Source organism: Polynucleobacter sp. MWH-CaK5 (assembly GCF_018687615.1).
In the GTDB taxonomy this organism is placed as follows: Bacteria; Pseudomonadota; Gammaproteobacteria; order Burkholderiales; family Burkholderiaceae; genus Polynucleobacter.
The window spans coordinates 1,066,143-1,080,529 of sequence record NZ_CP061299.1; the positions used below are offsets into that span (position 1 = coordinate 1,066,143).

At 46.4% G+C, this 14,387-nt stretch carries 14 protein-coding genes; 3 read left to right on the plus strand and 11 right to left on the minus strand.

What is annotated here, in order from left to right; translation table 11 throughout:
• Positions 1-19: 19 nt before the first annotated feature.
• Positions 20-1,081 carry a c-type cytochrome gene (locus GQ367_RS05295; protein ID WP_215289656.1) on the minus strand — a complete coding sequence of 354 codons (1,062 nt, stop codon included), beginning with the start codon at positions 1,079-1,081 and terminating at the stop codon, positions 20-22.
• A complete protein-coding gene (gene soxC, locus GQ367_RS05300; protein WP_215289658.1) occupies positions 1,065-2,414 on the minus strand; it encodes a sulfite dehydrogenase in 1,350 nt (449 codons plus the stop codon). The genes GQ367_RS05295 and soxC overlap by 17 nt, the downstream gene beginning before the upstream one ends.
• A 235-nt stretch (positions 2,415-2,649) precedes the next feature.
• Between soxC and modB the strand changes: the two genes are divergently transcribed.
• Genes modB through GQ367_RS05315 form a run of 3 tightly spaced genes read left to right on the plus strand, consistent with a single transcriptional unit; the run spans position 2,650 to position 5,406 of the window.
• Complete coding sequence (modB, locus tag GQ367_RS05305; RefSeq protein ID WP_371818517.1) at positions 2,650-3,291, plus strand: molybdate ABC transporter permease subunit; 642 nt, start codon at positions 2,650-2,652, stop codon at positions 3,289-3,291.
• Complete coding sequence (locus GQ367_RS05310) at positions 3,291-4,391, plus strand: ABC transporter ATP-binding protein (protein ID WP_215289660.1); 1,101 nt, start codon at positions 3,291-3,293, stop codon at positions 4,389-4,391. The genes modB and GQ367_RS05310 overlap by 1 nt, the downstream gene beginning before the upstream one ends.
• Before the next feature lie 10 nt (positions 4,392-4,401).
• Positions 4,402-5,406, plus strand: coding sequence for an MBL fold metallo-hydrolase (locus tag GQ367_RS05315; protein ID WP_215289662.1), 1,005 nt, complete (start codon positions 4,402-4,404; stop codon positions 5,404-5,406).
• A gap of 32 nt (positions 5,407-5,438) precedes the next feature.
• Here GQ367_RS05315 and GQ367_RS05320 read toward each other — a convergent pair whose 3' ends face one another.
• The 9 genes from GQ367_RS05320 to GQ367_RS05360 are packed head-to-tail and all read right to left on the minus strand — an operon-like array spanning position 5,439 to position 14,383.
• Positions 5,439-6,641 carry an O-succinylhomoserine sulfhydrylase gene (locus GQ367_RS05320; protein WP_371818519.1) on the minus strand — a complete coding sequence of 401 codons (1,203 nt, stop codon included), beginning with the start codon at positions 6,639-6,641 and terminating at the stop codon, positions 5,439-5,441.
• 9 nt (positions 6,642-6,650) lie between these two features.
• Complete coding sequence (gene purF, locus GQ367_RS05325) at positions 6,651-8,192, minus strand: amidophosphoribosyltransferase (RefSeq protein ID WP_215289664.1); 1,542 nt, start codon at positions 8,190-8,192, stop codon at positions 6,651-6,653.
• A 21-nt stretch (positions 8,193-8,213) separates the two neighbouring features.
• Positions 8,214-8,729: a CvpA family protein gene (locus GQ367_RS05330; RefSeq protein WP_215289666.1), complete on the minus strand. Its 516-nt coding sequence runs from the start codon at positions 8,727-8,729 to the stop codon at positions 8,214-8,216.
• A gap of 19 nt (positions 8,730-8,748) precedes the next feature.
• Entirely contained in the window at positions 8,749-9,471 is a 723-nt protein-coding gene (locus GQ367_RS05335) for an SPOR domain-containing protein (protein WP_215289668.1), read from the minus strand.
• A 33-nt stretch (positions 9,472-9,504) separates the two neighbouring features.
• Positions 9,505-10,806, minus strand: coding sequence for a bifunctional tetrahydrofolate synthase/dihydrofolate synthase (gene folC, locus GQ367_RS05340; protein WP_215289670.1), 1,302 nt, complete (start codon positions 10,804-10,806; stop codon positions 9,505-9,507).
• 14 nt (positions 10,807-10,820) lie between these two features.
• Positions 10,821-11,693: an acetyl-CoA carboxylase, carboxyltransferase subunit beta gene (accD, locus tag GQ367_RS05345; protein WP_215289672.1), complete on the minus strand. Its 873-nt coding sequence runs from the start codon at positions 11,691-11,693 to the stop codon at positions 10,821-10,823.
• A gap of 2 nt (positions 11,694-11,695) precedes the next feature.
• The gene (trpA, locus tag GQ367_RS05350; protein ID WP_215289674.1) at positions 11,696-12,493 is read right to left on the minus strand and encodes a tryptophan synthase subunit alpha; all 798 of its coding nucleotides are present in this window, start codon (positions 12,491-12,493) and stop codon (positions 11,696-11,698) included.
• Positions 12,494-12,501: 8 nt separating this feature from the next.
• On the minus strand, positions 12,502-13,695 hold the full coding sequence (gene trpB / locus GQ367_RS05355) for a tryptophan synthase subunit beta (RefSeq protein WP_215289675.1): 1,194 nt from the start codon (positions 13,693-13,695) through the stop codon (positions 12,502-12,504).
• 10 nt (positions 13,696-13,705) lie between these two features.
• Positions 13,706-14,383 (minus strand): phosphoribosylanthranilate isomerase, encoded by a 678-nt coding sequence (locus GQ367_RS05360; RefSeq protein WP_215291901.1) that lies wholly within the window; start codon positions 14,381-14,383, stop codon positions 13,706-13,708.
• Positions 14,384-14,387: the final 4 nt, after the last annotated feature.

Below are 14,387 nucleotides of genomic sequence, written 5' to 3' on the forward strand. Positions count from 1 at the left end.
ACCTGGCAATCTTACATCTTTATTTGCCAGAAAGCATCCATTTCACCATCACTTCAATATCAGCATCAGAGACGTGAGCATGTGGCGGCATTGGGATTGCACCCCAAACACCAGCACCACCAGCCTTCACTTTTGCACTCATTTTCTTAACGGCATCTGCTTGACCCTTGTACTTGGCGGCCACTTGAGCAATCGATGGTCCGATGGCATGAGATGCTGGAGCATGACAAGTGGCGCAATTGTTTTTCTTGAACAATGCGTCAGGTGATAGCACTTCAGCCGCAACCGCGCTCACAGTCATCATGCCCTTACCCGGCAACTTACTGACTGGTGGCTTCGTTGTATCAACACCACGATATGGACCGAATGGTCTATTTTGCAATGCAAGATTTTCATGGGCATTACGAGCATAGTCAGGCAATGTCGATCCAATCGCCACGTGCTTTGTACAGTTAGACATACAAGCAGTTGCTTTAACGTCTGGTGTACCGCGCTCAGTCCACATGCCGTGAGCTTGAGTCATACCATTGCGGTTAGGCATCAACTTTTGAACTTCAGCAATGTTCTTGTCGCTTAACGTGAAATCATCAGGAACGATCTCAGCCATGGCCAAGATGTAACCCAATACAGCGTATGTGTCATCTGGTGTCAAAGTTCTTGGGGCATTCCATGGCATTGCACGGTAGATGTAATCCCAAAGCGTTGAAACAGTAGCAACCTTCATCAAAGTTGTACGCTGCGGCTGTTTGTCGCTCAACAATGAAGCCACACGACCAGTTTTCATATCTTCTTTAGTAGTTCCACCAACAATCGGCGTGAACACTTCATTAGATTCGCCAAAAGTACCGTGACAAGATGCGCAACGACCTTCCCATACTTCCTGACCACGCAACGTATTACCAGAACCAGCCGGTAAACCTTTGAAGTCTGGACGAACATCGATGTCCCAAGCAGCTACTTCAGCTTTGGTCGCTTCACGACCAACACCAGTGTACTTAGACTGAGCAATACCTTCAGCAGTTAGGCCTAGCGCCAAACCTGCCAATACCAAAGTTTTAGTTAAATTAGCCAACTTGAACATTGCTCAACTCCCCGTTCGTATCAAGCTTCCATGCTTGGATTGCATTGTTGTGATAAATGGAACGTGTACCACGAACTTCTCTTAATTGTTTGATCATTGGCTGAACATAGCCAGTCTCGTCTGTTGCACGTGACATCAAGATGCCAGGTGAACCATCCCAAACCCAGTCAAGGTTAAAGCGAGTGATCGCCTTAGAAAGAACTGGAGTCTCAAGACGAGCTCTGCGCCAGTTATTACCACCATCAACTGATACGTCCACATGTTTGATCTTGCCGCGACCAGACCATGCCATACCGCTGATGTTGTAAAAACCTTTGTCTAGCAATTGCTGACCACCAGATGGTGTCGTGATCACAGACTTACATTCTTGAATAGTTGTGTACTGACGATGTAAACCACTTGGCATCAAGTCGATGTAGTGAACTGCTTCGTCTTTAGCTGCATATGGCATATCGCCTACTTCAATACGACGCAACCACTTCACAGAGCTCACACCTTGAACACCAGGAACCAATAAACGCAATGGGTAACCGTTCTCAGGGCGCAACATTTCGCCGTTCATGCCCCACACAACCAATACGTCTTTAAGCGCCAAGTCCATTGGAATAGTTCTGGTCATACCTGAACCATCGCCGCCTTCAGCTAGGATGTATTTACCTTTCTTAAGATCAGCACCGCACATATCTAGCAATACTGAAAGAGGCACACCTGTGAATTCGCAGCAAGACAACATACCGTGGGTGTACTGCACGCTTGGCACAGCAACGTTACCCCACTCTAAACCTGTGTTAGCGCCACACTCAACGAAGTGAATGCGTGACACGCTTGGTAAACGCATCAAGTCGTCCATCGTGAACACTTTTTGCTGCTTAACCAAACCGTTCACCATCAAGCGATGTTGCGCTGGATCGATGTCATACCAACCTTGGTGATGACGCTCGAAGTGCAAACCGTTCGGCGTGATGATGCCGAAGAAACCTTGCAATGGTGCGAAGGCTACTGAAGCAGCAGACACACGAGTCAAGCCAGGAGACTCACGGCGCTGAAGAGGAGCTTCCCACTTAGATGGCATGCCATATGGGTTCGCAGCAACTGGCTGACCTAAAGTCGTCTGCCACGTTTGCTTTTCCAAAATAGCTTTTTCACCATCAGCGGCAATAGCTGAACCAGCAGCTGTTGCACCCAATGCTGTTACAAAACTTTTACGTAAGAAACCACGACGTGTTTCATTCAGACCATGCTCATAAACTTCATCAGCAAATTGCTGAGTCACAAAGTTTTCTGGCGCACGACGCAATCTACCGATTGGTGTTGTTTTACTCTTAACTGTCACAAGGACCCCCCAAGATACATGCAAAAAAAATACTTAAATTAGTACTGTTGAATATCTTTTCAACTGAGATGTGTCATTATTCACTTTTATAGATTGTTTTGGAATATCTAAATTATGAAAGTGTTGATATTTTTTTTGATATCGAGGGTATTCACTAATCAAAAAATACTGACACTTAATGCATCTAACTAACTATTGACCACTTCTCGTAAACACTTATTTTTTATAGCTAACTATGACGATTGATACGCAAGCACTGCTACTGACTCTGAAGCTTGCATTTTTTACTCTGCTCTTTTTAATTCCATTTGGCATATGGGTTGCATATCGTTTGGCGAACATGCAAAAAGGTAAGTCATTTTTAGAAGCCACGCTTGCCCTGCCTTTGGTTTTACCTCCAACAGTTTTAGGTTATTACTTGTTGGTGAGCTTCACCAACGTCACGCTTTTTAATCAACCATTGACCTTCACATTCACAGGCTTGGTGATTGCCTCAATTATTTTTAATTTACCTTTTGCAATTCAACCAATTCAACGCGCCTTCGAAGCTATTCCTCAAGACATTCGCGAGGCTGCTCAGTGCAGCGGCTTAAATCCTTGGCAAGCATTTAAATTAATTGAATTGCCGCTGGCATGGCGCGGCATTGTGAGTGCTGCAGTGATCACCTTTGCACACACCTTGGGCGAGTTCGGCGTAATCTTGATGATTGGGGGATCGATTCCTGGTGAAACAAAAACGATTGCCATTTCAATCTATGACAGCGTGCAGAACATGGATCATGCAAGCGCCAGTGGCATGTCATTACTTTTGTTAATCATTTCATTGTTAGCAATTACCTGGAGCTATCAATTGACTGGCAAGAAGCGAGCAGCCTGATGTTAAAAGTTCAACTACAACGCAGCACAGGCTTTCCGATGCGCATTGATTTTGAATGCGCTCCTGGCGAACTGCACATCTTGGTAGGTCCATCGGGCAGCGGCAAAACCACCACCTTGCGCAGTATCGCTGGCCTATCCGATGTGTCAGGATTAATTCAGTGCAAAGATCAAGTATGGCTGGACAGCGCCAATAAAGTTTTTGTGCCAACTCATCGCCGCTCCATTGGATTTTTATTTCAGAACTACGCCCTCTTTCCACACCTCACAGTTTTAGAGAATGTTTCGATTCCTTTGATAGGTCGTAAGCAATCGACTCGTGATGAAGCATTTCGTTGGTTAGAGCGATTACGCATTGCCGATTTAGCCAATCGCTTGCCGCATCAAATCTCTGGCGGTCAGCAACAACGTGTGGCACTGGCTCGTGCATTAGCCAGAGATCCTCATGCCCTGCTTTTAGATGAGCCGTTCTCAGCAGTTGATGCACCGACTCGTCAAAATCTTTATGAAGCGCTTTCTGAACTTCGTCAGGCAGTTTCATTGCCTATCATTCTCGTGACGCATGATTTGAATGAAGCGATTCGATTGGGTGATCAAATCACGGTGATTGATCAAGGCAAGAGCTTACAAACTTCAGATCCACATCACTTGCTGGATAAACCTCGCAATGCACGCGTGGCTGAGTTGGTTGGCAGCCCTAATTTATTTGAGGGTCTTTATGACCAAGGTCGTTTGTCATGGGGCAAACGTGGCTTGAGTTTATCGATTAAAGATAAAGGCAAGATCAAAAAGCCAACTGAAGTGGCTTGGGTGATTCCAAGTCACAGTATTGAAATACTCAACTCAGAAGAACAAGCCAATCAACAAGCTGATACTTGCAAAATTAATCTAATTGACTGCACGGTTGCAAGAGTCAGACAATTGGGTCAGATGGCTGTGGTGTATTGGCAAGTCAATGATTGTGACGATCAAATTGTTTGGCAAGCATCATCAAGCGAATTAAGAAGATTGGGCATTGAAGTGGGCGCACAAAAGAAGATTTATTTAGACCCTGAGCAAATCCACATCATGCCTATCAAGTTTCACCTAAAAAATACATAAGCGAGGTTGTATGACAAGCCATGACCGCAGAAATGTTCTAAAACTTTCCTTAGGCGCCGTGGGTCTTTTAGCTTTGCCTCAGGTCACCGAGTTTGCCAGAGCTGCTGAAGATTTTATTCGTGGACCTCGCATCAAAGATCACCCAATCAAACAACTCAGCAAACATGTGTGGATGATCCACTCTCCCGATGGATTTCCAACCCCTGAAAACCAAGGCATGATGGCCAATATCACTTTTGTTGATACGGCCAAAGGCATTGTGGTGATTGATACAGGCGCCTCTGTACAAATTGGCGAAATGGCCATCAGGATGATGAAGACTTTCACCAAGAAGCCTGTGATTGCCATATTTAACTCGCACTATCACGGAGATCACTTCTTGGGCAATCAAGCCTTTGTTGAAGCTTATGGTCCTATGCCTATTTATGCTCACCCGCACAGCATGAAAGAAATCAAAGGTGTTGAAGGCAATGCTTGGAAGAATTTAATGGAGCGCTGGACCAATCAAGCAACAGCAGGAACCAAAGTGATTCCACCAACGCATGTTGCAAACAATGGCGATGTATTCAAGTACGGAGATGTCACCATCAAGGTTCATCACTATGGCATTGCGCACACGCCTGGCGATATCTGCATGGAAATTGTTGAAGACAAAGTCACTCACGTTGGCGATATTGCCATGGATGATCGCATCGCTAATATGGATGATGGTTCATATGTAGGAACTTTCAAAACATACAAGGCATTGACCCAAGCAGCAGGAGCACAACTTTGGATTCCAGGACACGGCAATGCTAAAAAAGAATTGCTCGCTGAATATGGTGAGTTCATGTCAGGTATTTATGAGACATGTGTCAAAGCTGTTCAGGATGGTGTAGACCCAAGCTCAGCGAAAAACCTAGTACTGAAAGACCCTCGCGTGATGAAGTATGCAAAACGCACCAAAGGATTTGATGGAAATATCGGCAAATACACAAGTCTTGCCTACCTAGAAGCAGAAAAGGAAGCTTTTTAAGCTTCCTCTTTTATTCTGATTCTCTTGATGACTTACTTGCCTAGACCAGGCAGTAAGTCATTTTTAATATCTTCGATATTTTCTAAGCCTACTGCAATCCTCACCAAACTATCCGTGATACCTGCTGCTGCACGCGCCTCTGGTGAAACGCGCACATGCGTGGTTGTGGCCGGGTGAGTAATGGTGGTTCTTGTGTCACCCAAATTGGCGGTGATTGATAAGAGCTTGGTGCCATCAATGACTTTCCAAGCGGCCTCTTTGCCACCCTTCAATACGAATGACAAAATCGGACCACCCATTCTTTGCTGCTTCTTAGCTAATTCATACTGTGGGTGTGAAGTTAAGCCTGGGTGATACACACGCTCAACAGATGGATGCTTTTCTAACCAAGTCGCTAATTCAAGCGCTGATTGGCTTTGCTTTTCCAATCTCAAATTCAGAGTCTCTAAACCTTTGAGTAAAACCCACGCATTGAAAGCAGAGAGTGTAGGTCCAGCAGTTCTGACATAAGGGAACACTTTGCCCAAAACAAACTCTTCAGTACCAACAATAGCGCCGCCTAGAACACGACCCTGACCGTCCAAGTATTTGGTGGCCGAATGAATGATCACATCAGCTCCTAGCTCTAATGGCTTTTGCAGGGCTGGCGTACAAAAACAGTTATCCACCACGTAAAGCGCCTTGGCAGCTTTAGCAATTTCTGCAATGGCAGCAATATCACCCACCTCTGTTAGAGGATTGGATGGCGTCTCTAAATAAAATAGCTTGGTATTAGGTTTAACAGCCGCCTTCCAAGAATCGAGGTTGGCCATGTCCACGTAAGTTGTTTCAATACCAAACTTACTCAAAATAGTGTTGAACAGCTGAATGGTTGCGCCAAACACGGAGCGTGAACAGATCACGTGATCGCCCGCTTGTAAATGTGACATCGCCACAGTCATGATCGCTGACATACCTGAAGAAGTAGCAATACATGACTCGCCTCCCTCAAGCGCTGCCAAACGATCTTGGAACATCGCAACTGTTGGGTTGGTGAAACGAGAATAAATAAACCCTTTTTCAGCATTCGCAAAACCATGCGCAGCATCCTCTGCACTGTCAAAGCAAAAACTGGAGGTTAAAAACATGGCTTCAGAGTGTTCATTGAACTCTGTACGACGCACGCCTGCACGCACACCCAAAGTGTCGGCGTGCAGGTTTTTGATGTCCAAAGGTGCTCGTTTTTTATCGCTCATGACTCAATACTACTCTTGAGAGGCTAAATGTAAATGTAATTGTGAGCGAGCCAAGTCCGTTGCCTCACCCTGCTGACGATCTGCCAATGCCTTAGGAGTGTTTCTAGAAGCTTCTAGAGCATCCAAATAAGACTCGGTGATGTCGCCTGTGATGTACTTACCGTCAAAGCAAGAAGCATCAAAATTGGTGATCGCAGGGTTGATATCTCTGACCGCTTTTTTGAGATCTTCAACGTCTTGGTAAATGAGTTCATCAGCACCAATCAGCTTGGTGATCTCTTCATGGGTTCGACCATAGGCCACCAATTCACTGCGAGTTGGCATATCAATGCCATAGACGTTTGGAAAGCGCACAGGAGGTGCAGCAGAGGCAAAGATCACCTTCTTGGCACCAGCATCGCGCGCCATTTGCACAATCTCATAAGAGGTTGTGCCACGCACGATCGAATCGTCCACAATCAGCACATTCTTGTCTTTGAACTCTAAGCGCATCGCATTGAGTTTTTGACGCACTGATTTTTTACGCATCGCTTGACCAGGCATGATGAAGGTACGACCCACATAGCGATTTTTAAAGAAACCTTCGCGGTATGGAACACCTAATAACTTGGCCACCTGCATGGCTGCTGGGCGGCTTGAATCAGGGATAGGCATCACTACATCAATTTGTGAGACGTCGGTTTCTCGGGCAATTTTTTCTGCTAAGTAATTACCCATCAATAAGCGCACGTCATAAACGGTCACACCATCGATGCATGAATCAGGTCTTGCCAAATAAACGTATTCAAAAATACATGGATTGAGCGTGGCATTTTCTGAGCACAACTTGCTTTGGAATTGGCCATCTTGACCTATAAAGATCGCCTCACCAGGTGCCACGTCTCTAACAAATTTGAAACCCAAGCCTTCTAGAGTCACAGACTCAGAAGCAATCAACCATTCAGGACCATTCGGTGTGTCCATGCGACCAATGCACAGCGGACGAATTCCGAATGGATCACGGAATGCCAATAAACCATAACCAGCGATCAAAGCAACCACTGCGTAAGAACCTTTTAAACGCTCTTGCACTTTTGTCACAGCAGTAAATGCTGATGCAGCATCTAAAGCGATGCTGTCTGTGGCGCGCTGAAGTTCATCAGCCAACACGTTCAATAAAACTTCTGTGTCCGAATTCGTATTGATATGGCGGCGATCACGGTAGAACATCTCATCACGCAATGCAGGTGCATTGGTGAGGTTGCCGTTGTGAGCCAAGATGATGCCGAATGGTGCGTTCACATAAAACGGCTGAGCTTCTTCTTCACTGCTCGCTGATCCTGCTGTTGGGTAACGAACCTGACCGATACCAGCATTACCTGGCAAGCTACGCATATTGCGTGTTCTGAATACATCACGCACCATGCCATTGGCCTTATGCATGCTAAATGAACTGCCGTTCATGGTAGCTATACCAGCGGCATCCTGACCGCGATGTTGCAAAAGCAACAATGCGTCATAGAGCAACTGATTCACTGGACTATTGCCAACCGCCCCGACAATTCCACACATAAAAACCTCTATCTTTTAAAACTACTTCTTCAACTGCTCAGACACCTGAGCAGCCCATTCATCCGGTAACCAAGCTTGAGCCATGCCAGTGAGCAATTCAATTGCTGGCAAGGTCCAAGCTTTGCGCCATTCAGTTGTTTGAGTTGCCCCCGTCAATGACAAGAGACTGCTCAACACAACGATGACCAACAAGCCTCTTAAGAGGCCAAAAGCAAAACCTAAAAAACGATCCATCGGACTTAATCCAGCTTGCTGCATGAGTTTGGCTAAAAAACGTCCAATCAATGCACAAATGATCATCGTCACAATGAACAAAATCACAAAACCAAGTGCTAACTGAGTCATCTCTCCACCTGGCACACCACTTAACCACTCTTTGGCCAACCAAGTGGCATAGTGATAAGAAATCCAAGAGGCAGCAACCCAAGCAATCAAAGCAAAAACTTCTCTGATCAAGCCACGCCAAATACCCAACAGCGCTGAGATAACGAGCACTGCAAAAAAAGCTATATCAACGACAGTGAAATGCATGTTCATGATTGTTTAGATCCGTTCATCACTGTGGCTTTTGCTCAATAATTTTAGGACTCAAACCGACATACTTGATCTTCTTCTCAGCAGCTTCGGCACTCGCTCTATCTGCATACGGACCAGATCTCAATAGGTGGAGTTTGACGCCTTCCTTATTGGTTCTGATTTCAATGTAGCTACTGACTTTTTGTTCTGTTAATTTCTTTTGCCAATTCTTCACGCGCTCCTCTGATGAGAAGGCGCCAATTTGAACAATGAACTTGCCGTTGGGGGTCACTGCTGCATTCGCTGCCGCAGGACTTGCTGGCGTACGACTCTCAAGAATCGATAAAACTTCCTCGCCCTTATCCAATGACTTAGCGACTGAAGTTGGTTTATCAGTCTTAGCCTCTTCTTTTTTGGCTTCTTTAGTTTCTTTAGAGTCTTTGCTGTCTTTATTTTCTGCTGATGTCACAGGTGCAGATGGTGTGGCTGAATCGGTGGCCTTGGTCTCTTTAGCCTCTTTAGGCTCTTCAACCTTCTTCTCGTCTTTTGCTCCAGGCTGAATGATCTGGATGGCAATGTCGTTGTTGTATTGCTTTGGCTTAGAGTCAAAAATGATAGGTAGACCTGCGACCGCAACCGTTACCAAAAAGACTGCCCCAATTAAGCGATGTCTGGCTTTTTGACGTTCTGGATCTTCTGTTAGACCATCCTCAACGGGCGTGTTGTTTTTACTACTTGGGCGGTTAAGGAAAGGTAGGCGCATCAGCTAAGTTATATGTTCAAAGTTGTGTCATGGTTAATGAGCTTTTGCATTTCGATAGGCCAGAACACCAGCAACGGTGTAAAAGGATCCGAATACCGATATTCTATCACCCTCACCCGCCTTTTTTAAGGCTGATTCATAGGCCAAAGCAGGACTTGAGAAAACCTCGATCCCAGAGTCAGCTCCCTCTTTGAAGCCCAAGGATCTTATACGTGTCGCCAGGGATTCTGCAGAGGCCGCACGAGGGGTTGGAAGATCGCAAAAATACCAAAAATCAATCTTATCCATCATGGGTTTCAAGACCCCATCAATGTCTTTGTCCGCCATCGCACCAAAAACTGCGATCGTATAGGGGTGGTAAGCCATGTTCTCAAGGTTTTGTGCCAAGGCAGCGCTTGCATGAGGGTTGTGAGCCACATCCAAGATGATCGTGGGTTGTCCAGGTAGAACCTGAAAACGCCCTGGAAGTTCAACCCAAGCCATGCCGTTTCTGATTTCTTGAGCCCCAACCGGTAATCTGTCCCTAACAGCGATCAGAGCAGCGATCACTGCGCTGGCATTGAGTAATTGGTTGGCGCCCCGCAAAGCTGGGTAGCCCAAGCCTGAAAAACGCTTGCCGCGCCCTGCCCAACCCCACTGCTGTTTATCACCCTGAAAGTTATAGTCTTTACCCAATAACCATAAATCAGCGCCTATCGATGCAGCATGATCAATCAAAGATTGAGGCGGCACGGGATCTGCACAAATGGCAGGTTTATCAGAACGGAAGATGCCCGCTTTTTCAAAAGCAATTTTTTCTCGGGTGTCGCCAAGGTATTCCATGTGATCTAAATCGATGCTGGTCACAATCGCACAATCAGTGTCAATCATGTTCACAGCATCCAAGCGACCACCCAAACCAACTTCCAAAATGACCGCATCCAAATCGGCTGTTGCAAATAAATGCATGATGGCCAAGGTGGTGAACTCAAAATAAGTCAGCGTGGGTGCATCAGGCAATGAAGCTCTGGCTAATTCGACTGCTCTGAAGTGCTCAAGCAAGAGTTCATCACTCACGTTCTCACCGTTCACACGGGCACGTTCATTGAATGACAGTAAATGAGGAGAGGTATGGCAACCAACTTTATAAGACGCTGCTAATAAAACGCTTTCTAACAAAGCGCAGGTAGAACCTTTGCCGTTGGTGCCACCAACAGTAAAAACCACCGCTTGGAAATTTAATTGAAGAGCTTCTTTAACGCGCGTGATGCGCTCCAAGCCCATATCGATCCCAACGGGGTGGGCTGTCTCTAGGTGCTGGAGCCAATCATCTAAATTGTCAAACGTGGCAGGCAAGTGAAGCTAAGGTCTTAAACGACAGAATCTGTTGGCAACTTCAACAACAGTGCCAATAAATCAGCAATCTCTTTGCGCATTTGGCGACGATCAACAATCATGTCAATGCCACCCTTTTGCATCAAGAACTCTGAACGCTGGAAGCCCTCAGGTAATTTTTCACGAACAGTTTGTTCAATCACACGCGGACCAGCAAAACCAATCAAAGCTTTTGGCTCAGCCATCACCACATCACCCATGAAAGCAAAACTGGCTGAAATACCACCCATGGTTGGGTCGGTCAGAACGCTGATATACGGTAATTTTGCATGAGCCAGCTTCACCAACATCGCATTGGTTTTAGCCATTTGCATCAATGACAACAAACTCTCTTGCATACGAGCACCACCCGTGGCGCTGATACAAATGAACGGTACTTTTTGTTCCAAGGCCATTTGGGCACCGCGCACAAAACGCTCACCCACCACAGAACCCATTGAACCGCCCATGAATTCAAATTCAAAGCACGCCACCACCACAGGGATGGTGTGAATTGATCCAGCCATGACGACCATCGCATCTGTTTCGCCAGTTGAATCCATCGCATCTTTGATGCGATCTGGGTATTTCTTGGTGTCCTTGAATTTCAGAGCATCGACTGGCAACACTTCTTGACCAATCTCATGACGACCTTCTAAATCCAATAATTTATCTAGGCGCTCACGAGCATTGATACGCATGTGATGGTCACACTTAGGACACACATGCATATTTGACTCTAAGTCATTGCGATATAAAACAGCTTCGCATGACGGGCATTTGATCCACAAACCCTCAGGAACGCTTTTGCGCTGCGCAGGGTCAGTGTGTTGAATACTTGGGGGGAGAAGTTTATCAATCCAGCTCATATTTATTGATCCAAAGCCTTACGGATATCCTTTAGAAAGTCTTCTAGTGATTGTACTCTCTGTGCCGGCACCGCTTCCTCTAAAAGCTGAACGATTCGACTACCAATCACAACTGCATCGGCTGTTTTACCAATAGCCACAGCGGACTGGGCATCCCTGATACCAAAGCCAACTGCAATTGGCACTGAAGATGCTGCTCTGATTTGGGGAATAATCCCTGCCACTGCCTGCGTATCCAAATTAGCCGCTCCAGTGACGCCCTTGAGTGACACATAGTAGATGTAACCAGCGGCCACTTTGCCAACCTGATCAATGCGCTCTTGCGATGAGGTCGGTGCCAATAAGAAAATAGGGTCAATGCCAGCTGCTTTACATTGCTTGGCGAAGTCTTCGCATTCCTCTGGTGGATAGTCCACCACCAAAATACCATCAACTCCTGCATCTTTAGCAGTTCTGACAAATGTTTCAGTGCCCATGTGCTCAATCGGATTGGCATAACCCATCAAGACCACTGGGGTGTGATCGTTGGTTTGGCGAAATTGTTTGACCAATTCGATGCAATGCTTGAGTGTGGTGCCGTGAGACAAAGCTCGCTCTGAAGCTCTCTGAATCACAGGGCCATCAGCCATTGGGTCTGAGAAAGGAACTCCTAACTCAATGACATCAGCGCCACCACGCACCAAGGCGTGCATTAAATCAAGGGTGATACCTGGTTCAGGATCACCGGCAGTGATAAACGGCACAAGACCTTTGCGGCCCTGTGCTTTTAATTCAGCAAATACTTTTGCAATCTTTGACATCTATATTCCTAAAACTTCAAACCTGATTCTTGAGCAACGGTGTGCATGTCTTTGTCTCCCCTTCCCGATAGATTGATCAAGATTGATTTATCTTTCGGTAAGGTTGGGGCCAATTTACATGCGTAAGCGATGGCGTGACTACTTTCTAGCGCAGGAATGATGCCTTCAATTTGACAGCAATCATGAAACGCCTTGAGTGCTTCATCATCCGTTACAGCGACATATTCCGCACGCTTAGAATCTTTCAACCAAGCATGCTCAGGACCAACGCCTGGATAGTCCATACCAGCTGATACTGAATGCGTCTCAGCAATTTGGCCGTTTTCATCTTGCAACAAATAGGTGCGGTTGCCGTGCAACACGCCTGGTGTTCCAGCAACCAATGCTGCTGAATGTGCCTTGGTGTTCAAACCATAACCAGCTGCTTCAACACCAACTAGTTTCACATTCGGCACATCGATGTATGGATAGAAAATACCCATGGCGTTTGAACCACCGCCCACGCAAGCCATCACGTAATCAGGTTGACGACCAATCATTTCTGGCATTTGTACTTTGCACTCTTCACCAATCACACTTTGGAAATCTCTCACCATCATTGGGTATGGATGAGGACCTGCCACCGTGCCGATGATGTAGAACGTACTTTCCACATTGGTCACCCAATCGCGCATCGCTTCGTTCAAAGCATCTTTAAGAGTTTTGGTACCAGATTCAACTGGCACAACCGTCGCACCCAAGAGTTTCATGCGATAAACGTTTTGAGCTTGGCGGGCCACATCGATAGAGCCTTGATAAACAATGCACTCTAATCCCATGCGGGCACAGATGGTGGCTGTTGCCACACCGTGCTGACCAGCACCTGTTTCAGCAATGATGCGTTTTTTACCCATGCGCTTGGCCAACATCGCTTGACCAATCACGTTATTAATTTTGTGTGCGCCCGTGTGGTTCAAATCTTCACGCTTCAAATAGATTTGTGCCCCACCCAACATCTCACTCCAACGTTTGGCGTGATACACAGGCGATGGGCGACCCACAAAGTGTTTTAACTCTGAATGGAATTCAGCTAAAAATTCTGGGTCATTTTGATACTTGGCGTATGTCTCTTTGAGCTCAGTCAAGGCATACATCAAAGTTTCAGAAACGAAGACACCACCATAGGGACCGAAATGACCTCTGACGTCTGGAAAATCATACATAGTGTTACCTCTACACGAATGAGATGCCTTGATCGGCATCCCGGACTGCTTGAATAAACGCCATCATTAGTTCAGGGCTTTTTTGACCTTTTGCCACTTCAATGCCACTCGACACATCCACAGCACAAGGTTTAAGGTGTGCAATACCCTCGCCCACGTTGTGCGTGTTCAATCCACCACTCAAAACGACCCGATGCGCGTTTTCTTTTGTCCATGTGTCCGGTATCAATGACCAATCAAATACATGCCCACCCCCACCGTAGCCCTCAACGAAGGCATCCAGTAAAAAGCCGGCTGCATCTGCGTATTGTAGAGAAAATTCAGATAAGTTGAAGTCCGCCTTCATTCTGGCGGCTTTCAGCCATGGCATGCCCTGGGCGATCTCTTTACAGCGCTCTGGGGTCTCATCCCCATGAAACTGCCACAAAGTGGTGGGAACACGCTCCTGGATCCTCAAAACCTCTTCATCCGTTGGGTTGACCACCAAAGCCACAGCATCCATCCCGCCAGGCATACGAGCAATCAAGGCCGCTGCCATTTCAGGGCTGACATACCGGGGGCTTGGCTCATAAAAGACAAATCCCAGGGCATCCACCCCCATAGAAACAGCCGCGTCCACATCGCTTGAACGAGTAAAACCACAGAATTTGATTCTGGTTTTGTCAGCGGTTTGCTTAAGTAAGCCCATCAAG

Coding starts and splice junctions, on each gene's coding strand:
- trpA (WP_215289674.1), bottom strand. CDS start 12,493: ATGTCAAAGATTGCAAAAGTATTTGCTGAATTAAAAGCACAGGGCCGC.
- GQ367_RS05295 (WP_215289656.1), bottom strand. CDS start 1,081: ATGTTCAAGTTGGCTAATTTAACTAAAACTTTGGTATTGGCAGGTTTG.
- accD (WP_215289672.1), bottom strand. CDS start 11,693: ATGAGCTGGATTGATAAACTTCTCCCCCCAAGTATTCAACACACTGAC.
- modB (WP_371818517.1), top strand. CDS start 2,650: ATGACGATTGATACGCAAGCACTGCTACTGACTCTGAAGCTTGCATTT.
- trpB (WP_215289675.1), bottom strand. CDS start 13,695: ATGTATGATTTTCCAGACGTCAGAGGTCATTTCGGTCCCTATGGTGGT.
- GQ367_RS05330 (WP_215289666.1), bottom strand. CDS start 8,729: ATGAACATGCATTTCACTGTCGTTGATATAGCTTTTTTTGCAGTGCTC.
- purF (WP_215289664.1), bottom strand. CDS start 8,192: ATGTGTGGAATTGTCGGGGCGGTTGGCAATAGTCCAGTGAATCAGTTG.
- GQ367_RS05310 (WP_215289660.1), top strand. CDS start 3,291: ATGTTAAAAGTTCAACTACAACGCAGCACAGGCTTTCCGATGCGCATT.
- GQ367_RS05335 (WP_215289668.1), bottom strand. CDS start 9,471: ATGCGCCTACCTTTCCTTAACCGCCCAAGTAGTAAAAACAACACGCCC.
- GQ367_RS05360 (WP_215291901.1), bottom strand. CDS start 14,383: ATGGGCTTACTTAAGCAAACCGCTGACAAAACCAGAATCAAATTCTGT.
- GQ367_RS05315 (WP_215289662.1), top strand. CDS start 4,402: ATGACAAGCCATGACCGCAGAAATGTTCTAAAACTTTCCTTAGGCGCC.
- GQ367_RS05320 (WP_371818519.1), bottom strand. CDS start 6,641: ATGAGCGATAAAAAACGAGCACCTTTGGACATCAAAAACCTGCACGCC.